This window comes from Mesorhizobium sp. CNPSo 4661, from assembly GCF_057784215.1.
Genome location: NZ_JBWGIO010000018.1, coordinates 125,496 through 144,840 on the forward strand (window position 1 = coordinate 125,496; position 19,345 = coordinate 144,840).

Genomic DNA, 19,345 nt, shown 5'->3' on the forward strand with positions numbered 1-19,345 from the left:
GCCACGACGGCGTCCCGTCGTCCGCGAAGGGCCGTCTCTCCTCTCCGCCAGTCTACGACTTCGACGCCTGGCAAGAAAATACATCCAGATCAGGATGAGGAACAAAGGGACGCCCGCGACGGGCAGCATCCACATGCCAATGTGAAACATGGGTCTCCCCAATCATAGAACGGTCTTAGAGCATACTCAGGCGAGAAGTTGCTCAATCCTGATCGGCAGGTCGCGGATGCGCTTGCCGGTCGCATGATAAACAGCACTCGCAACAGCAGCGGCGGTGCCGACATTGCCGAGTTCGCCAAGGCCCTTGACGCCGGCAGGGTTGACCGCATGGTCGACCTCCGGAATCAGGATCACCTGCAGGTCCTTGATGTCGGCATTGACCGGCACGAGATAATCCTGCAGGTCCCGGTTCACATAGCGGGCGTAGCGACGGTCGATTTCCGTCGCTTCATGCAGCGCCTGGCCGATGCCCCAGATCATGCCGCCCATCAACTGGCTGCGCGCCGTGCGCGTGTTCATGATGCGGCCGGCCGCGAACGCCCCGACAATGCGTGGAACGCGAATTTCCAGAGTGTAGCGGTTGATGCGGACTTCGACGAATTCGGCACCGAAAGCGTATTTTACCGAGCCCGCATCCTGTTCACCGCCGTGGAACTCCGGCGTGCCAGCATAAAGCTTCTTCAGCGCCTCGGGCGTCGCGCCCTTCGGCGCAAACTCGGCATACTCCTCGATGGCGCCGACCTGCATGGTCTTCAGGATGTCTTCGACCTTGGCCGACGCACCGCCCTTTGCCACGATCTTTCCGTCGGTGAGGTCGAATTCCTCGTTATGGGAGCCGGCCAACGGACCGCCTTCTGCGGTCGCGGCGGCAAAGAGCTTGCTGCGGATGGCGTCGCAGGCTTTGAGCACCGCCGAACACACGCTAGCTGTGGAGATCGACCCACCGGAGACCGGAGCCGGAGGCAGGTTGCTGTCGCCCATCTCGACGCTGACCCGATCGATGCCGACGCCGAGCCGCTCCGACGCCATCTGGCCGGCCACGGTACGCACGCCGGTGCCGATCTCGTGGGAACCACATTGCAGCCGAACATCGCCGTCGATGGTGAGGCGCACCCGTGCCGCGCATGGCGCGACGGCGGTGGGATAGATCGCCGTGGCACAGCCCATGCCGACCAGCCAGTCGCCGTCACGCATCGCGCCGACTTTCGCCTCGCGCTTGGCCCAACCGAAAGCTTCCGCCGCCTGGTCGTAGCATTGGATCAGCGAGCGGCTGGAGAATGGCTTTTTGCCGATCGGCTCTGTCACCGGTTCATTGATCCGGCGGAACTCCACCGGGTCCATGCCGAGCGTCACAGCCATTTCGTCCATGGCGTTTTCGAGCGCATAGACATAAGGGGTCTCTGGCGGCGAGCGCATGTAGCCAGGCGTGTTGCGGTCCGCCTGCACCACCGAGACGTGTGTCAGCACCGAGGCGTAGTCATACATCCGTCCAGTTGCTGATGTCCCCCCCACGACATAGAGGTCTGGCCGCGAGGTGACCTCCCAGCCTTCATGCGCAAAGGCCGTGATGCGCCCGTCCTTGTCAGCGCCGATCCTGATGCGGTGCCTCGTCTCCGCCCTATAGGTCTGAGTGCCGAAGGCTTGCATGCGGCTGACCACGCAGCGCACCGGGCGGCCGAGCCGCCTGGCGGCGATGGCGACAATGGCGGTGCGGGGTGTCATCGGCCCCTTGGAACCAAAGGCGCCGCCGATGAAGGGGCTGACGATACGCACCTTTGCCGGATCGATCTTCAACTGTCTGGCAAGCTCGACCTTCCAGCCGGTCACATTCTGCGACGGCTCGTGTATGGTCAGCTCGTCGCCCTGCCAGAAAGCGGTGGTTGAAAACAGCTCGATCGGATTGTGGTGCTGCGCGGGTGTCGAATAGCGTTCGTCGACCTTGACGGCGGCGGCGGCATAGGCGGCATCGAAGTCGCCGGCCTTCACGTCTTCCTTGAACAAAGGACTCTTGCCGGCGGCGGGAATGGTCACCGTGCCCCGACTGTCGAAGCTCGCCGTCGGAGCCTCCACATCATACTCGGCGCGGATCAACTGCGCCGCCTCTTCGGCTGCTTCGAATGTCTCGGCGACCGCGAGCGCGATGATCTGGCCGTCGTGGAAGATCGTCCGGTCATGCAGCGGTCCGATCGAGGTCGCGCCGGAATTGCCGAATTTCGGTTTCTCGACCTTGTCCATGTCGCCATAGGTAACAATGTCGAGCAGGCCGGGCACCGCGCGGGCTTTGTCCAGGTCGAGCTTCGTCACCTTGCCTCTGGCAATGCTGCTGGTAGCCAATGCGCCGTATGCGACGTTGGGGCTCGGCAAGTCGGCGGGATAATGCGCCTGTCCGGTGACTTTCAGGCGCGCATCGATGCGCGGCAGCGGTTCGCCCTGATTTTCTTTGGGTGTTGGTGTGGCGTCCATGGTTCATACCTTCATGTCGCGGGTTTCAAGCAGCGCGCGCATCAGCGTTCGTTTGCCGAGCTCGATCTTGAACGCATTGTGCTGGCGCGGCTGGGCCTCGGCGAAGGCGGCGTCCGCCGCCGCAGTGGCGGTGGCTTCGTCAAGCTTCTTGCCTTGCAGACTCTGTTCGGCCGCGCGGGCGCGCCAGGGCACGGTCGCCACGCCACCCAGCGCAATGCGCGCATCGCGAACGTTGTCACTGTCCAGGTCGAGCGCAACAGCGGCCGAAGCCAGCGCGAATGCATAGGATTCACGGTCCCGAATTTTCAGGTAAAGCGAGCGCCGCGCCCATGGCAGGGCCGGCACTTCGATGGCAGTGATGATCTCGTCGGCAACGAGATCGGTCTCGATGTGCGGCGTTTCGCCAGGTTGCCGATGCAATTTGGAAAATAGGATTTTGCGCGCCCCACGCGAACCCTCGGCATGCACGACGGCGTCGAGGGCGATCAGCGCCTGGGCAAGTCGCCGTGATAGGTCGCAATGCAGGCATCGCTGCCGCCCAACACCGCATGCTGCCGATTGAAACCCTCTATCGCGGCGCAGCCGGAGCCCGGCACGCGCTTGTTGCAGGACCAGGATGTCTCGCGAAAATATTCGCAGCGTGTGCGCTGGAGGATGTTGCCCGAGAGGCTAGCCATGTTGCGGATCTGACCGCTCGCGGCCAGGCGCAGGCTGTCGGCAATGACGGGATAGCGGCGCTTGATCTCGGCGTGATCGGCGGCCTCACCCATCCGCACCAGGGCGCCGAAGCGGACTCCATCCTCGCTCACGCGTATTTGCCGTAGCCCGGGATCCTTGAGCCGGTTTAGGTCCACAAGACGGTTGGGCTCCGCAACGCCAAGCTTCATGTAGTCGGCGAGATTGGTGCCGCCGGCGATGAACTGCGCATTCGCTCGCGTCGGCTGGTCGTCGTTGGTGGTGAAGCGGGATGCGATAGCGACAGCATCGGAGATGTCGCTGGGCTGTTCATAGACAAACGGGCGCATATCAGGCTCCCTTCGTCTGATCGCGTGCCTGCAGGACGGCGGCGACAATGTTAGGGTAGGCAGCGCAGCGGCAGATGTTGCCGCTCATATATTCTCGGATGTCGTCTTCGGATTCCGCGTGCCCCTCATTGACGCAGCCGATCGCCGACAGGATCTGTCCCGGCGTGCAATAGCCGCACTGGAACGCATCGTGATCGATGAAGGCCTGCTGCATCGGATGCAGCTTGCCGTCACTGGTGGCAAGCCCCTCGACGGTTGTGATATCCTTGCCTTCGTTCATAACCGCAAAGGTTAGGCACGACAGTACGCGCTTGCCGTCGACCAGCACCGTGCAAGCGCCGCACTGGCCATGGTCGCAACCCTTCTTGGTGCCGGTTAAGCCGATATGATCTCGCAAGGCATCAAGCAGGCTGGTTCTAGTATCGAGCGATAGTTCATAGGCCTGCTGGTTGATCCGCAGCGACGCCACCACTGGCGCCCGGAGTTTCGGGCCAGATGGGGCTGGCGCTTCGGCTTTCGCGGATGACGCGAGCAACGGCGCTGCTGCGGCCGAGACCGTGCCTGCCATGAAATTTCGCCGGCTGAGGCCAAGCGCGGATGAAAGAGAAGGCTGGGACATGGCTCGCTCCTGGCTGGCTAGTCATCGGAGCTAACCCTTCATGCAGGCCATTGTTCCGGCCTTGCCCGCGCAGAATCATAAGCTCACCGAAGCGTGATCCTGGCCGATAGACGCGCATCATTCTGGAACATGGATGCCGGCTTCGAGTTCTACGGCCAACACCAACGCTGATGGGTAGCCGATATGAAATCGAAACTGGTCGCGGAGACGTCTGGACAAAGGACATTCGTGGTCGTTCTGGATCCGGGAGAGGAAGCCTTTGCCGCGCTGTCCGCGTTCGCCGCTCAGAAAGGAATCGCCGGCGCTTCGCTGACGGCAATCGGCGCTTTCGAAAAGGCGACAGTCGGCTGGTTCGACTTCGGCTCGAAATCCTACCGCAAGATCCCGGTCGGCGAACAATGCGAGGTTCTGAGCGCCATTGGTGACATCGCGGTCGACGACAGCGGCAAGGCGAGCCTGCATGTCCATGCTGTCCTTGGTCTAAGCGACGGATCGACGCGCGGCGGCCATCTTGTCGAAGGCATTGTCAGACCTACGCTCGAAGTCACGGTGACGGAATCGCCGGTTCACCTGCGGCGCACCAAACGCCCCGGCCTCGGCATCGCTTTGATCGATCTCGGCGCCTGAGGGCCGGCGATGGCAGCGGTCGCAACCGAGGTGTTTCCTCTCCCTCTCGATACATCCCCAATCGAGGCTCGGACCGATGAAGCATTGCCGCAGGACAAGGGCATCTGGCAGTTCGAACCGAAATGGGATGGGTTTCGCTGCCTCGCTTTCAAGAATCGCAAAATGGTCGATCTCAGGGCGAAGTCGGGCAAGCCGCTTGGGCGTTACTTTCCCGAGCTGATAGCGATGATGCAAAACCTGGAAGCCAAGGATTTCGTGGTCGACGGCGAAATCGTCATCGAGATCGGCGGCGTCGCCTCTTTCGACTCCCTGCAGATGCGGCTTCATCCGGCGGAGAGCCGCATCCGCAAGCTGAGCGCGGAAACACCGGCGCGACTGATCGTGTTCGATATGCTGGTCGCGCCGGGCGGCAAATCGCTGCTGGAGGCCGCACTGACGCAAAGGCGCGCGGCAATCGAAGACTTCGTCACGAAAGCAAACACCGGCGCTCTTCAGCTCTCGCCCTGCACCACGAGTGTCGAGACCGCTGGGCGATGGCTGAAAGATGCCGGTCATGGGTCTACCGACGGTGTCGTCGCCAAACGGCTGAATGATCCCTATCGGCCGGGCGAGCGCGCGATGATCAAGGTCAAGCGACTGCGTACGGCCGACTGCGTGGTCGGCGGCTTCCGCTATCTGAACGGCAAGTCGCAAGTCGGGTCCCTGTTGCTTGGCCTCTACAACGAGCGCGGCTTGCTTGACCATGTCGGCTTCACCTCGACATTTGCCAATGAGGAACGCGCCGCGGTTACGAAGAAGTTGGAGGCGCTGCGCGGCGGGCCCGGCTTCACCGGCAAGGCGCCGGGTGGGCCGAGCCGCTGGAGCACGGAGCGCAGCGGCGAATGGGAGCCGTTGCGGCCGCAGCTCGTCGTGGAGGTACGCTTCGACCACGTCACGGGGGAGCGCTTCCGGCACGGCACTCGATTCGTTCGCTGGCGGTCCGACAAAGCGCCGAGCCAATGTACGTTCGAACAGATTCGATAGGAGCTCACTTCCGGAACAATCGCCTTCCCGGGCGGTTCCTGGTCAGGACGGCCCCGCGCCACGAACGCACCTACCGTTGGAGACAAGAACATGGATCCGCGCGATAAACAGCGAGCCACAAGGCAGGAAGAAACCGAAGCTCCCGGCATCGAACAACAAGACTGGGACGCTCTTGAGGGTAACCGGATCCTGCCTGACGGCGTCGCCGTAAACGGCGATCCGGGAGACGATATGGAACCACAAGGTGTCCTTCCCGAAGAAGACGACGACAATCCTTATCAGGAGAGCGACGAAGCCTTACCTGACGATGAGGAAGAGCGCGTGCTATCGCGCGACCCTTCCAAGGAAGGCAGTCGCTTTGACGAAGCCTAGCGAAAGGCTTCAATTGCGAGGTTGCAAGGCGGCCGACGGTCGTCGCAGCGACCCTTGGTCAGTCGATTGTGTTTATCGAACCAGCACGTCGCGAATTTTTGCGGCCAGTTCATTCGATTGTATGGCTTGGTCAAAAGTTCCGTGCCGAAATCCAACGTGCCGTTGTGCGCGATCGCGCTGCGCGCCGGTGGTATAGGGACCTTTAACGAAAGGCTGGACCAGCTTCACTTTGTCGACGAGTTCGCGTCCGGACATTTCGGGCATCACTACATCGGTAAAGAGCAGCGACGGGATTTTCCCGCCTTCTATGCCGTAACCGGCGCAGTTGATCTCGAAGTTTCGCCCGACCAACTCGGCTGCTGCGTAAGCCAGCTCGCCGGCATCTCGATCTCGCGAATCCGATCTCCCAGCGCCGCCAGAAGTTTAAGGCGCTGAACCCCAGTCTGCCGATCGTGCTCGATAACCCCCATTGCGCCCCCCTGCCGGTGCGGCCGGAAAAATGCGCTCAAGGGAGATCGGTTCCGCATGGTGCCTCGCCCCTAGATACTCAGCCCAAAAGTCTGGCTGTGTCTATCCGGCGACACCTACGGCGCTGCTCTGGCTTCGTGAGTACGCAGGGATTCGATCTCTTCCGGTTCTTTTTCATCGATCTTGGCAATGCTGTCGCGAGCAGTTTCGCTGGCTCTTATAAGCTCGTCCAATTTTGCTTGCAGCGCTTGGGTGTCGCGATGTTCGGCTCGCTGAATCAGCAGGGTCATGGCCCAAGTGACAAGTGTGGCGATGCCATGCCAATCCAGGCTCTCAGGTTCGAAAATCACCCAGCAGGCCGTAAAACCTCCCAGCACCAGGAACGCCGATGGTCTCGAAGTAGCCGTGCCTATTGCCGTGAGCAATTCGCCGATTTGATGTTTTGCCATGCCCTCGAACGGACTGAGCGAGGTCCAGTTCCGCTGAAGGTGATGACTTGTCGGAGGCGTTCACGGGGGAACGCTACGGCTTGCGGCGACTTATCGTGCGCAACCGGGAGTTTCCATGCCACGCAAGCTCGATCTCAGAGGTGGCACACCAGTGTGGTCGGCCTATCGTTCGCCCGCAGTGCCGGTGGCTGCTCTGAAGGGGGATACAAAGACGGATGTGTTGGTCGTCGGCATGGGCATCAGCGGTGCAATGATGGCCGAAGCGCTCACCCGGGATGGCCATTCGGTCATCTGCATCGACAGACGCGGCCCGCTGAAGGGGTCGACCGCAGCGACGACGGCACTCGTCCAGTTCGAGATTGATCAGCCGCTGACAACGCTTTCAAAAATAATCGGAGGCGATGCTGCTCGACAGGCCTGGCGACGATCGCGACTTGCTCTAGCAAATCTGCAAGCGCGCGTAAGCGAATTGCAAATCCGCTGCCGGTCGGTCGCCACCCCGTCAATTTATTTAGCGGGCAATCGGCTCGGCGCGTCCGACCTGCGCCGGGAAGCGGCTGCAAGGCGGCAGGCCGGCATCGGCGCATCGTTCCTGACCCGCAAAGAGCTGCAAGACGAATTCGGCATAGACCGCGGCGGCGCTATTCTCAGCCATGGCAACCTGGCGCTCGATCCTCGTAAATTGACGGCCGGCCTGCTCCTGACGGCATTGCAACGCAAGGCAAGGTTCTACGCGCCGGCCGAAGCAACAGCGATCGAGGGTCATCGCTCCGGCGTAACAGTGGCGACGCGGCAAGGCCCTGTGATCGAGGCCCAACATCTTGTCCTTACGACGGGGTACGAACTCGCCGATATCGTTCCCGCCCGGGGCCACCACATAATCTCGACATGGGCTATTGCTACCGCCCGGCAGCCGAGCAAGATCTGGCCTCTTGCCGCAATGATCTGGGAAGCCTCAGATCCTTACCTGTACGTCCGGGCGACGGCCGATGGGCGTGTGATCTGTGGCGGCGAGGATGAGGAGTTCACCGATGAGGAGCGGCGAAACACTCTGACCTTGAAGAAGGCGGCTCGCCTAACGAAGAAGCTCGAACGAATGTTTCCGGACTTGGATCCCGCAGCACGGTTTGCCTGGAGCGGATCATTTGGAGCCACGGGGACCGGACTACCCATTATCGGCGGCGTGCCCGGGCATCCGCGTATCTATTCGGTGATGGGATATGGCGGCAACGGGATCACATTTTCGCAGATTGCGTCCGAGATCATTTCGGCATCCATCGCCGGGCTGGAGGATGTCGATGCCGAACTGTTCAAGCTCGAAGCATGAACTCATGGGACGGTGGGAAGCCGGCTAGCAACTTCGTCAAGCCGCCGGAACGAAAGCTATCGCTGGGAATTGTCCCTAAGTCTCAATACTTTATCAGGAGGTCGATATGGGACGCGGTATCTTGCTCTGGCTCCTTGGGGTGCCAATTCCGATCATCATTCTGCTCATGCTGTTCATGCGATAGGGGAGCTCGACAATGCAATCCCCTCTCCCCTCCGCGGCCGTGGCAGCCGCACCTACAGAATCTTCTTCGTCCGCAGTCAGTTGGGCATCAATTATTGCCGGCGCGTTCGCGGCGTCCACTCTCACCGTCATCCTCATGTTGATTGGATCGGGGCTCGGCCTGACGATGGTTTCGCCGTGGACCGGCTCCAGCGCCGCTCCCACGACATTTGCGGTATCGGCCGCCGTCTGGCTTGTCGTTGTTCAATGGCTCTCTTCCGCTGTCGGCGGCTATCTCACCGGTCGCCTGCGGACGAAATGGGTGAACGTCCATAACGACGAGGTCTATTTCAGAGACACCGCGCATGGCTTTCTCGCCTGGGCTCTGGCGACGTTGCTGCTGGCGGGTGTGCTCGGCTCCGCCTTGTCTGCCGCGCTTGGATCAGGGGTTCAGGCTGCCGCGACTGTTGCGTCCGGAGCCGCGATGGGGGCCTCCAGTGCAGCCGCCGCGTCGCAGCGTCCGTCGGCTGAAAGCTCGATGAACTATTTTGTCGACATGTTGTTTCGTCCTGCCGACCCGGCGTCGGCAACGGCAGCCCAGAACGACACTGCCGTCGCGCAGGCCGGCCGTATTCTCGTTGCGGGCGCAGCAAACGGCGAAATCTCTCCCGACGACAGGGCGTATCTCGCGAAGCTCGTAGCTTCGCGAACCGGCCTGTCCGAGCCGGATGCGAAGAAGCGGGTAGATACTGTGCTGGCTGGCATCGACGATGCCAAGAACAAGGCCAAGGCGGCCGCCGATACCGCCAGGAAGGCCGTAGCGACATTCTCGCTTGTGGGAGCACTGTCAATGGTACTTGGCGCCTTCATCGCGAGTGCGGCGGCAGCTCTTGGCGGTCGACAACGCGATGAGGAAGAGGCTCTTTTCCTAAATCGCTAGCCAGGATGCAGGACGCCCGCCGATGACGAGGGCGGGCATCCTGTTCAAACGTGGCGACCCAGCCCTCACGAGTCACCGATGCGCGCCGAGTGCGGCAAATATTTCGGTACCTGGGATGAATTGCAGGCCTACTTCGAGCGTCAAGGGAGGCAGCGGAGTTTTTCGCCTCGACAGGGTCGTATCAAGCGGCTGTTGTGACCCGCCTGCGTCCGGTTTGGGCACTAATTGTTGCCGGCATGGGGCGACGGATTGCCGCTTCGCCAGAGGACGAGGGCCCAACGCTGCGCCAGGATGATCCGCAAGCCCCGTGGCCGGTGAAGCGCGGAGGTTGGATATCGCGGCCTTACTCTCGCTCGCTTGGAGCGGCGCTGCTCGCCATTTTCATGGTCACGTTCATCGCTCGCCTGTGGCAAAGCACCCGCCATGCGGCCGAGCAGGCAGCGGCGCACGGCCAGCCTGCCGAGGGCGTTCTCCAGCACCTCTTTTCGGGTCAATTCTGGTTCGAAAGTTTCCAGAATTGGCAAAGTGAATTCCTGTCGACGGGCGTGCTCGTGCTCCTTGCTATCTGCCTACGGGAGAAGGGATCACCGGAGAGTAAGCCGGTTGCGGCGCCGCATCAGAAGACCGGCCATTGATGCAAGGTCATTAAGCTTGGGTTGTTAATCGCGGGGTATCAAAATCGGTACTCCAATATTCGTGACCGGAGGGAACAACTGACCGGAGGACAGGTTTTTGAATAGGAAAACCGTCTCAGTTTGAACCGCAGCGATGGGCGAGAAACGCGACAACAAATCCAGAGCCAGCCTTCTTAGGCGGCAATTCTCGAACGAAATCATGCGCCGATATCTACGCAGCCTACCTCTGTTTCACGTAAGCCGCTGGCTCCCTGACGAACTGCGCGAATTGCTCAAGCGTCTCGACCGCAAGCATAAGTGAAGCCACCATCTTCACTTCCCTCAACGCCCAAAAATGGGGGCCACGTTCTTGCCGTTCAACCGAACGCGCCTCACCAACTCTCCTCCAGGTTATGGTCAGGCAGCTCCAGTCCACAGCAGACCCATGGCAGCCGCGTCCGCGAGGCATAATTATACTGCGGCACGCGGTTCGACGGTTCATCGAAAGTGCCCACATGCAGCGCAATCCGATCGATGTCGAGATTGTAGCTTAGCGTGAGCGGCGAACCACAAACGCCACAGAATCCTCGCTCCGCAATGGGAGAAGACTTCCTGAAGGTGGGCGCTGCGCCCGACCACGAGAGGCTGGTCCTAGGCATCCACGCAAGAACCGCGAAAGCACTGCCTGTTGCGCGTCGACACATATCGCAATGGCAGTAGTGAATTCGGGGCTCGGACGAGGTCTTATACCGGACACCACCGCAAAGGCATCCGCCCGTACGTTCACGTCCAGGTGCTTGATCGATCTCTCCGGAGTTCGCCATCTACCGACAACGCCGAACGCCGAAAGTGGTTTCGGCTACCCACGTCGTTCGGCACGAACTGAGGCGGTGCATCCTTCCTTGAGCATCCGCGTTTGTGGTTCACAAATCCGGAGCTCAAGCCATGAAGATGGACATTCTCCCTGCCCCCACTGACAACCCAGCCCAGCTCGATACCCTCGTCAACAGACCGGGACACTTCGTCGAGGAGTGGATCGAAGGTCATCCCGTCAAGCCGCTCGCCGAAGCATCCCCGGAAACCGCGGCGGAAAAATTGGCGACAGCTTGCATCGCGGACGCAGAGCGTGAAGGCATCCTCGCGGAAGAAATCAGCGATGAGGTCGGCGATCTAAAAGAATATCTCGCCGTCACGGTCCTCGCCGAACGTAAAGCCGTCGGCGAAATGGATGCCGACACCAATACCCCGACCGCACGAGCGTTGGCTGACCCAAAGGCTTAGCTTTCGCGGCTGAAAAGTTATCGAATCGCAATGACGCTAATCTCAACACGAGTCGTCCACATCAGCGGTGGCAGAGGCCGATATGTGCGTGTTGGCGACGCTGCTCGCAGCGATCGACTTCGGCTACAAGACCATCCTGGTCGAGGACGCGATCGGCAGCACATCTGACGAGGCCCGAAAATATACTCAAGCTGTTCACGACGCGATATTCGCATCATGTCGAAGTGGTTTTCCGCGGAGGAGGTCCTGGCTTACTGGCGCTGACACCGTGGGCATATCAGGTGGAACATGCTGGCTCCAGCGGGGTTGTGGAATTGTCCATGTTTCAAAGGAGACTGTGCGATGACGAACGGTGAAAACCGCCGCGAAACCGGCGCTACGAAATACCCCGCGACCCAACGCGGCACCGGTGATTTCTCGCAAGATGCAGCAACCAACAAAAAGCCGGACACCGGGATTGGCCTTACGCGCCCCGTGGACGAGGTGAACGACAAGACGCACCAAAGTGACGGGCTAAACCGGAGGCTGACACCTTCACCTTCGACAGAAAAAGTATCAGGTGCGGGTCCTGCTTTGGCCGAGCATTCGAAGGACTCCAAAGCTCCGAAATCGGGCCGGCCATCCAGCGCTTATGTCAAGAAATAGGACGCCATATCCCACAGCGGTAGAGTTGGAACCGTTCGGTTTTGCGGCGGTTAGGAGAGAAGTTCCAGCGACGCATCATGGATTGAACCCTATCGCCATCCCGAACGCTACCAGGAGCAGCACAATGCCACGCGGAGACAAATCGAAATATACCGACAAACAGGAACGCAAGGCCGACCACATTGCCGAAGGCTACGAAAAACGCGGCGTCTCTGAAGAGGAAGCCGAACGCCGAGCCTGGGCAACGGTCAACAAGGATGATGGCGGCGGCAAAAAGGAGGGTGGTTCGGGTCGCGGCAAACACACGGGGCATCCTGCCGCTCACAAGGGTGGAAGTAAGGGGGGCGCCGCCTCAGCCAACCGCGCCGCCGCCGAAAGATCAACATCCGCGAAGAAGGCCGCGAAAACGCGGAAAACCCATGAACAGCATATCCATTGATACGCCGGAAGATCAGCGTGGCGATCCGGTGTCTGAACGAAGCCGCTGCATCGCCCTACTTCGGAGGCACGCAAGAGCGTTCGAAAACCGGAAGCTGTTTCATATATCGCGGGCATTGCTGAGGGTCGCGGATGAGCTGACATTTTCCGACAACCGCACGGCATAAAGCTGTCGAGGAGTTACCGGCAATAGGTGGCTCCTCAAGTACTCGCTGGCGCCGCCGATCGTCGTGGCATGGGCCCGCTCGACAAGAAATCTCCTCCCCTTAAATTGCTATTCGGACTGGCACCGATTTCGCCGCCGGCACATGCGCCTTTTCCGCCCTATGCCACAGCGGGATCAGTGGATTCAGTTCGGGATAATAGCCGGCGCAATCCCCTCGGGGGATGGAATAGGTGGTCACCCTAAGTCCGCTCACCCGGCGCGGGACCCCGTCATCGGCTGCCGACTCCAGACTGATCATCTGTCCCTCGTGGAGTCCCATGCGCCGGATGTCGTCTTCGTTCATGAGCACCACCATGCGCGTGCCGTTGATGCCACGAAGGCGATCGCGGTAGCCGTAGATGGTGGTGTTGAACTGATCGTTGGAGCGAATGGTGATCAGCGTCAGCACGTCGGATCGCGAGACGTCGATATCGGGATCCGTTTCCAGCATCGTCGGCGGCTTGAAATTGGCCTTCTTATTGGGAGTCTGCCACACCCGCTTCGAGGCCTTGATGTCACGATGAAATCCGCCGGGCACAAGAAAGCGTTTGTTGAAATCCACGAAATGGTCGGGGTAGCAACGCTCGATTTCATCCCTGACGCGCGAATAGTCTGCCACCCATTCGTCCCACGGGACCGAACTTTTTCCTTCCACTGTCGCCTTGGCGAGTTCGGCAACGATGCGGGGCTCGGAGAGCAGGTTGGGTCCAGCCGGTGGCCGATAGCCGAAGGAACCATGGATGCAGGCTGTGGAATCCTCCATCGAGACGTGCTGCTCTCCGGCCTTCTGCAGATCCTTCTCGATCCGGGAGAGACAGGGCAGAAGATAGGTGACGGCACCCGGTATCAGATGGCTGCGGTTGAGCTTGGTGGCGATCTGGACATGCAATCTGAGATGCCGCCAAGCCTCTTCGACCAGACCCGTTTCCGGAACAGCGCGCACGAAATTGCCGCCCAGTCCAATGAAAGCCTTGACTGAGCCATCGATAATCCCTTCGCATGTTTCCACGGTATCGCGCCCTTTCTCGCGCGGTGGTTCAAACTTGTAGAATGCTGCGAACTTGTCGAGCGGGACAAGTTCCGGCTTTTCGGAGATGCCGACGGTGCGTTGGCCCTGGACGTTGGAGTGACCGCGAAGCGGCGAGACGCCGGCGCCCGGCTTGCCAATGTTGCCTCGCATTAGGAGCAGGTTGCACAGCATATGGACGTTCTCCGTCCCATGCCGGTGCTGCGTCAGCCCCATGCCGTAGTTGCCGATGACCGCTGAAGCCTTGCTGTAAACCTCGGCGACATGCTCGAGATCCGCACGTGCAATGCCCGATCGCGATTCAATCTTTTCCCAAGGTGTGCGGCGCAGATAGGCCTCGAACGCACCGAAGCCGTCGGTATGTTCTTCGATGAAGGCCGTGTCGAGGACGCGCGGCGCGCCGACCTTCTTGGCCGCGTCGTCGAGCGCCAGAACGGCTTTCGCTATACCCGTCATGGCGGCGATGTCGCCGCCGCTGCGGATCTGGAAGAAGTCGCTAGACATCTTGGTGCCGGCGCCAGGCGAAAGCATTTCAACCGGGCTTTGCGGATTCTTGAAGCGCTTGAGCCCCCGCTCAGGCAGCGGATTGAACGTAATGACAGGTATGCCCCGCTGGCGCGCCTCCTCGATGGGGTGAAGCAATCGCGGCGCGCTCACGCCGGTGTTGTGGCCGAAGAAGAACATCAGGTCACAGTGGCTGAAATCCTCCAGCTGGACGGTGCCGACCGGCGAGCCAATGGACTCCGGCAAACCTACCGAAGTCGACTCGTGACACATGTTGGAGGAGTCCGGCAGATTGCCCGAACCGTAGATGCGAGCGAAGAGCTGATACATGAACGACGCCTCAAGCGAGGCACGGCCAGAAGTGTAGAACACCACCGATTTCGGATCGAGCTTCCGGAGCTGCGCGCCGATGTCGCTGAACGCGGTCTCCCACGGGACCCGTTCATATTTGTCGGTGACCTCATTGTAGCGCATCGGCTCGAGCAGGCGGCCCTGCTTCTCAAGGTCATGGTCTGGCCAATCGAGCAACTCCTTGACGGGATGGGCAGCGAAGAACTCCGGGCCACACCGTCGCTTCGTCTGGTCCCAGATCGTGGCCTTGGCACCGTTCTCGCAAAATTCGAACGGCCGCGGCTCGGCGGGCTTCGCCCAGGAACAGGAGACGCACATATAGCCGTCGGGCTTGTTCTGCTTCAGCAGGGTGCTCCAGATGCCCGACATCAACAATCCTTCGCCGCGGGCCTTGCGGATCAGGGACTTCAAAGAACCCCATCCGCCGGTAGGGTGCTTGTATTTGCGGATTTCTACGTTGTTGGTTGTGGCCGGATTCATCTCAGTGCGCCCCTGCTCATCGATAGGAGCAACACCACCCCGATAAGGAAGTTCCTAAGCCGGAGGCGTCTGGCCGGAACTTCCAGGTCACGTATTGGTGAACAGTGGATCCCACCCTCTCGCAAATGGCAGAGCCGAGAGTGGGACCTTGAGCAACGCTCAATGTCGATTGCCGGGCAGGATCGACTGAGGACGTGCCGTCCCGTTCCGCGCACCGGTTGCGCGAAGTCCACTGCACTCCATAGGGTATTGCGAAGCCCACCACCGAGGCGAGCCCGCCGGACAGCGACTCACCGCTATACAAGCAATCGGCCCGACAGAGATCTTACTGCGAAGCCACGACGTCGGAGCAAACAAGAAAGATCCGGTTTAAGAGTCCACTGCCGCCGAAGAACGGCGGCATGCACCATTGCGTATGCGCTGAGTACAATCTTGCTCCGCGAGCATCGCCCCACAGTAGCGATTTGCTATAAATCGCTTCGGATCAATGCGCGAGAAAACGCCTCCTTATCCAAGCCCAGATTTTGCTACCGGCAACTATCCGACGGACTCGCCCGGCAGCCCATCCTGCCTGCATGGTGGCGCCGACATGGCAACTGCAGACGATTTCATGCAACTCCCAATCGGACAGGTCGAAAAACCTCTTGGCGGCGCCGAATGTATCCGAAGCCAGACCCGCACTGCGCAGCAGCGAATCTTCGAAGGCGACTGTGATCGGCGATCCAACAGCTCTCGCTTCATCCCGAACACCGGGATAGAGATGCTCTGTTCCTGTAAGCGCTGCGAGGCAGCGAGAAGGATTGCGTTCAAGCAACTCCGCCCAGCGTTCGATCCGTTGTGTTCTTGTCATCGGTCTGGCGGGTGCCAGAGGATTGATTTCAGCAACCGCATGCAGTTGATCGATTGTTTGATGTTTCATGGCCAGCTCCTGTTCGTGGCTTCGGCGGCTTCTGCTAGCGTACGGGTGGCTAGCGCGCGTGGGCATTCACGAGCGCTGCCACTGATCTTCGGCCAACACACAAGCAGCAGTGTTGATGTGCTACAGAACCAACAGCAAACGCTAATGTTCCATGTGACCAACGAGCAGAATCGCTACCCCTGTCACCGGGACTATGCGCTCTGCGGCTCGCGCCGATTCGGTGCGAAAGGTCCTCATTCCGCCAAGAACAATGAACGTCATCAATTCCATACCGGACTTCCGACGTGATCAGGCCGCTGGATTGATACATAGCCCTAAAGTAAGCGATGTTCTGAGGGCACCTTTCGGACGACGCTTTGAGGGGCGATGTTCGACATCCGCGGCCAGCCGGCAGACGCACCACGTGCCGTGCGCCAGGGAGCCGGCCGATCCTGGCCGAGCTCGAGCCATGGCTGCGCGAGAAGCTCGGCCTGATCAGTCAGAAGACGAAGCTCGCCGAAGCGATCCGTTACACGCTGTCACGCTGGGGAGGGGCTCGCCCGCTTCCTCGGCGACGGACGCATCGAGATCGACTCCAATACCGTCGAGCGGTCGATCCGCCCGATCGCGCTCAAACGCAAGAACGCCCTCTTCGCGGGCTCTGACGGCGGCGCCGAGCACTGGGCCGTCGTCGCTTCACTGATTGAGACGTGCAAGCTGATTGAGGTCGAGCCACCCTGGGCCTACATCACCGCTCCAGAGCTTCAAGCCGTGGCCTGAGAACACTGCTACGGTGAAAGCACACGAGGCGGATAGTTAGTTGAAGCAGGCGCAAGCTATCACGTCGGGTTCAACCGCGATAAGTTCTGGCATCAACTGGGTTGGCCAACGAGACACATCCATCCACCCGGCGGGCTACAGCGGCGGCGGCATAATGAGTGAACACAACCACGGCACTTACGAGAACTGTGGATGCGATAAATGCACAGTGGCTCGCGGCGGCTCCGAATCGACTGCCCCCTCGGGAGTGCCTGAAAGCACATACGTGCTTACGGCAGAAAAGATAAAGCCAGTCTGGGCTGCGCTCCTTGCTATGGCGGGAGACATCCATAGCGGCCAAGACAACCTCTCTGAGGCGGATTGGACCGCTGCTGATGCAGTTTTGGCGGATCTAACGCAGATCATGGAAGCTCGCCGCTTCCTAGAGCGGGAGGCGGCAGAAAATACGGGGCAACCATTTTGCCCATGATATCTGCTAGTCGCTGGTGGCTCCGCGACAGCGCTTACGCCCTAAGCGATTTCGCGAGTCCGCTCCAACTCAGATCTTCCTGCATTTGCGGCACTTGTCTGGCGACGACCAGCATTTCTGGTCTAACCGCGGGATTGCTTTGCCAGCCGGATGGACTCGATCAGTTCGATATCCTTGAACGGTTTACCAAGGAGGGGCACATCGCTAGGCAGAGCGCCGATCGCTCTGGTGTCTGCGTAGCCCGTGATAATGACCGCAGGCCAGTCAGCCTTCAGGCTCCGCGCAAACCGGATCACTTCGACGCCCGAGACAAGCGGCATGGCGAAATCCGTAACGATCACATCGAAGTCATCCGGCGATTTTTCGATAGCAGCCAACGCCTCAGCTCCTCCAGCGGCGCAAGTCACATCAAAACCGGATTGCCGTAACGACGCAGCGGTCAATTCGCGCAAGGCCTCGCTGTCATCGACTAACAAGATCGATGGCTGAGCGCCATTGCCATTGTATTGAGGGTGGATGATTTGCTCCCGCTCCCCCCGGAGTTCCGGATCCGTTAGAGATCTAGGCAACCATAGACGCATCGTAGTTCCCCGGCCGACCACACTATCGATGCGGAGGGCGCCGCCCGACTGTTTCGCGAAGCCGTACACTGTGCTCAACCCAAGCCCGGTGCCTTTTCCAACGGGCTTTGTCGTGAAAAACGGTTCAATCACTTTGGTCAAAAGATCGGCAGGAATCCCCGAGCCGGTGTCGGTGACCGAGATGACCACGTAGTCGCCTTGTCTTAAATCATATGAATTCTGGTTGGCGGTATTGTTGGCAGCTCGTATGGCGATCGTGCCTCCAGAAGGCATTGCGTCACGGGCGTTGAAAACCAGGTTCATGAGCGCGAGTTCGAGCTGGCCCACATCCACATGAATTGGCCAAACTGAATCATCTATATGCCACTCGAAACGGACCAACCCTCCCAGAACCGGCGCGACGAGCCCGTTCATGGTCTCTTCCAACGCGGTCAGCCGCACCCCTTCCGGCTTCAGGTTCTGGCGTCGTGAAAAGGCGAGCATCCGATTAACGAGCTCTGCTCCTTGTCTGGCGGAGCGCCTTGTCAAATCGAGCACCTTTAGCGCCTGTTGGTCGAGGGTTGAATTTCGCTCGAGTAGCCCCAATCCGCTCAGGACGGCTGCAAGCAAATTGTTGAAATCATGAGCCAAACCGCCCGTAAGCTTACCGATAGCATCGATGCGTTGTGCCTGCAGTAACTTATCCTCAAGCTCGCGCCGTTCTGTGACGTCAAGCAAAGTACCAATGATTTCATTGGCACCCTCTACTGGGTCGGATGAGATGACGCCTTGGTCGAGAAAAGTCCGGTATTTGCCGTCGGCGCACTGCCAGCGGAACTCGCAATTGTAAGCCCCTGTGGTCTTGGCGCCCAACAGAGCTGCCCTCACGTTCGGCAGGTCGTCCGGGTGCACACGACTGAGACCGAAACCTGGCTCTGACGTCATTCGTTCGGCAGGAAAGCCGGTCAGCCGCTCGACACCTGCAGTCACAAACCTCGCCCCGAAAGGCGGCTCGGCTGATCGGGCGTGAAAGCAAACCGGCAGGGACCGCAGGATCGTTTCCTGACGTTGCTCAGAAGCGCGCAAAATGCGCTCGGTCTTCAGTTTCTCGTCCTGTGCTTGCAGCGCTTGCTCCAAGAGCCGCTGCTCGAGCGTGGCCTTGCGCTGGATTTCCAACGTCTTTTCATGCAACTCAACAAACACCGCAACCTTCGAGCGCAACATCACAGGATCAAAGGGCTTGAATACATAGTCGACTGCACCTGCATCATAGCCGCGCAGCATATGCGCTTCTTCCTTGTTGATTGCGGTCAGAAAAATGATCGGTGTGCGCTTCGATTGCTCGCGTTTCCGGACTAGCGATGCAGTCTCGTACCCATCCAAACCAGGCATGAGCACATCGAGCAGAATAACGGCAAAGTCTTCCTTCAGCAGAAGTCGCAAAGCTTCTTCGCCGGAGGGTGCGCAAGCAACCTCGCCAACACCATCCAGAACTTCCCTGATCGCCAGAAGATTGCGGTAGTCGTCATCTACGGCGAGAATTCGCGCACGCTCCGGCGCTTTCGGCAAAGCCCCAGGACGCTTACCTTTGGTTTTCTCGATCCGCTGCATGTTGTCG

Annotated in this window: 18 protein-coding genes and 2 pseudogenes; 12 read left to right on the top strand and 8 right to left on the bottom strand. The window is 60.0% G+C overall.

What is annotated here, in order from left to right; translation table 11 throughout:
- Positions 1-186: 186 nt before the first annotated feature.
- The 3 genes and pseudogenes from AC0YKC_RS26020 to AC0YKC_RS26030 form a co-directional block, all read right to left on the bottom strand.
- Positions 187-2,463, bottom strand: a complete 2,277-nt coding sequence (locus tag AC0YKC_RS26020; protein WP_488513144.1) for a xanthine dehydrogenase family protein molybdopterin-binding subunit — start codon at positions 2,461-2,463, stop codon at positions 187-189.
- A gap of 3 nt (positions 2,464-2,466) precedes the next feature.
- Positions 2,467-3,488 (bottom strand): annotated as a pseudogene (locus AC0YKC_RS26025) (FAD binding domain-containing protein).
- Position 3,489: 1 nt separating this feature from the next.
- Positions 3,490-4,056, bottom strand: a complete 567-nt coding sequence (locus AC0YKC_RS26030) for a (2Fe-2S)-binding protein (protein ID WP_488513145.1) — start codon at positions 4,054-4,056, stop codon at positions 3,490-3,492.
- A 234-nt stretch (positions 4,057-4,290) separates the two neighbouring features.
- Here AC0YKC_RS26030 and AC0YKC_RS26035 point away from each other — a divergent pair, with 234 nt between their 5' ends.
- The 4 genes from AC0YKC_RS26035 (at position 4,291) to AC0YKC_RS26050 (ending at position 6,564) form a co-directional block, all read left to right on the top strand.
- The gene (locus AC0YKC_RS26035; protein ID WP_434721421.1) at positions 4,291-4,734 is read left to right on the top strand and encodes a PPC domain-containing DNA-binding protein; all 444 of its coding nucleotides are present in this window, start codon (positions 4,291-4,293) and stop codon (positions 4,732-4,734) included.
- A 9-nt stretch (positions 4,735-4,743) separates the two neighbouring features.
- Positions 4,744-5,757: an ATP-dependent DNA ligase gene (locus AC0YKC_RS26040; protein ID WP_488513146.1), complete on the top strand. Its 1,014-nt coding sequence runs from the start codon at positions 4,744-4,746 to the stop codon at positions 5,755-5,757.
- Between the two features lie 90 nt (positions 5,758-5,847).
- On the top strand, positions 5,848-6,129 hold the full coding sequence (locus AC0YKC_RS26045; protein WP_434721419.1) for a hypothetical protein: 282 nt from the start codon (positions 5,848-5,850) through the stop codon (positions 6,127-6,129).
- 141 nt (positions 6,130-6,270) lie between these two features.
- Positions 6,271-6,564 (top strand): hypothetical protein, encoded by a 294-nt coding sequence (locus AC0YKC_RS26050; protein WP_488513147.1) that lies wholly within the window; start codon positions 6,271-6,273, stop codon positions 6,562-6,564.
- A gap of 149 nt (positions 6,565-6,713) precedes the next feature.
- On the opposite strand, the gene AC0YKC_RS26055 is transcribed toward AC0YKC_RS26050, so the two are convergent.
- Positions 6,714-7,046, bottom strand: a complete 333-nt coding sequence (locus tag AC0YKC_RS26055; RefSeq protein WP_320293628.1) for a low affinity iron permease family protein — start codon at positions 7,044-7,046, stop codon at positions 6,714-6,716.
- 115 nt (positions 7,047-7,161) lie between these two features.
- Here AC0YKC_RS26055 and AC0YKC_RS26060 point away from each other — a divergent pair, with 115 nt between their 5' ends.
- The 3 genes from AC0YKC_RS26060 (at position 7,162) to AC0YKC_RS26070 (ending at position 10,110) form a co-directional block, all read left to right on the top strand.
- Positions 7,162-8,373 carry an NAD(P)/FAD-dependent oxidoreductase gene (locus AC0YKC_RS26060; RefSeq protein ID WP_488513148.1) on the top strand — a complete coding sequence of 404 codons (1,212 nt, stop codon included), beginning with the start codon at positions 7,162-7,164 and terminating at the stop codon, positions 8,371-8,373.
- 196 nt (positions 8,374-8,569) lie between these two features.
- Entirely contained in the window at positions 8,570-9,475 is a 906-nt protein-coding gene (locus tag AC0YKC_RS26065; RefSeq protein WP_434721417.1) for a hypothetical protein, read from the top strand.
- A 194-nt stretch (positions 9,476-9,669) separates the two neighbouring features.
- Positions 9,670-10,110 carry a DUF6766 family protein gene (locus tag AC0YKC_RS26070; protein WP_320293625.1) on the top strand — a complete coding sequence of 147 codons (441 nt, stop codon included), beginning with the start codon at positions 9,670-9,672 and terminating at the stop codon, positions 10,108-10,110.
- Positions 10,111-10,481: 371 nt separating this feature from the next.
- Here the strand turns inward: AC0YKC_RS26070 and AC0YKC_RS26075 are convergent, their stop codons facing one another.
- The gene (locus AC0YKC_RS26075; protein ID WP_488513150.1) at positions 10,482-10,913 is read right to left on the bottom strand and encodes a GFA family protein; all 432 of its coding nucleotides are present in this window, start codon (positions 10,911-10,913) and stop codon (positions 10,482-10,484) included.
- Between the two features lie 121 nt (positions 10,914-11,034).
- On the opposite strand from AC0YKC_RS26075, the gene AC0YKC_RS26080 reads away from it, so the two are divergent.
- The 4 genes from AC0YKC_RS26080 (at position 11,035) to AC0YKC_RS26095 (ending at position 12,454) form a co-directional block, all read left to right on the top strand.
- Complete coding sequence (locus tag AC0YKC_RS26080) at positions 11,035-11,370, top strand: hypothetical protein (protein ID WP_320293624.1); 336 nt, start codon at positions 11,035-11,037, stop codon at positions 11,368-11,370.
- Positions 11,371-11,452: 82 nt separating this feature from the next.
- Positions 11,453-11,716 (top strand): hypothetical protein, encoded by a 264-nt coding sequence (locus AC0YKC_RS26085; protein ID WP_488513163.1) that lies wholly within the window; start codon positions 11,453-11,455, stop codon positions 11,714-11,716.
- Positions 11,713-12,015: a hypothetical protein gene (locus AC0YKC_RS26090; protein WP_434721415.1), complete on the top strand. Its 303-nt coding sequence runs from the start codon at positions 11,713-11,715 to the stop codon at positions 12,013-12,015. Before AC0YKC_RS26085 ends, AC0YKC_RS26090 begins: the two co-directional genes overlap by 4 nt.
- A 124-nt stretch (positions 12,016-12,139) precedes the next feature.
- Positions 12,140-12,454 (top strand): plasmid stabilization protein, encoded by a 315-nt coding sequence (locus AC0YKC_RS26095; protein WP_488513151.1) that lies wholly within the window; start codon positions 12,140-12,142, stop codon positions 12,452-12,454.
- 265 nt (positions 12,455-12,719) lie between these two features.
- On the opposite strand, the gene AC0YKC_RS26100 is transcribed toward AC0YKC_RS26095, so the two are convergent.
- A complete protein-coding gene (locus AC0YKC_RS26100) occupies positions 12,720-15,020 on the bottom strand; it encodes an FdhF/YdeP family oxidoreductase (RefSeq protein ID WP_488513152.1) in 2,301 nt (766 codons plus the stop codon).
- A gap of 484 nt (positions 15,021-15,504) precedes the next feature.
- Positions 15,505-15,939: a hypothetical protein gene (locus AC0YKC_RS26105; RefSeq protein WP_488513153.1), complete on the bottom strand. Its 435-nt coding sequence runs from the start codon at positions 15,937-15,939 to the stop codon at positions 15,505-15,507.
- Positions 15,940-16,352: 413 nt separating this feature from the next.
- Between AC0YKC_RS26105 and AC0YKC_RS26110 the strand changes: the two are divergent.
- Positions 16,353-16,698: pseudogene (locus tag AC0YKC_RS26110) on the top strand (IS66 family transposase); the annotation flags it as partial.
- A 591-nt stretch (positions 16,699-17,289) separates the two neighbouring features.
- On the opposite strand, the gene AC0YKC_RS26115 reads toward AC0YKC_RS26110, so the two are convergent.
- On the bottom strand, positions 17,290-19,338 hold the full coding sequence (locus tag AC0YKC_RS26115; protein ID WP_488513154.1) for a response regulator: 2,049 nt from the start codon (positions 19,336-19,338) through the stop codon (positions 17,290-17,292).
- Positions 19,339-19,345: the final 7 nt, after the last annotated feature.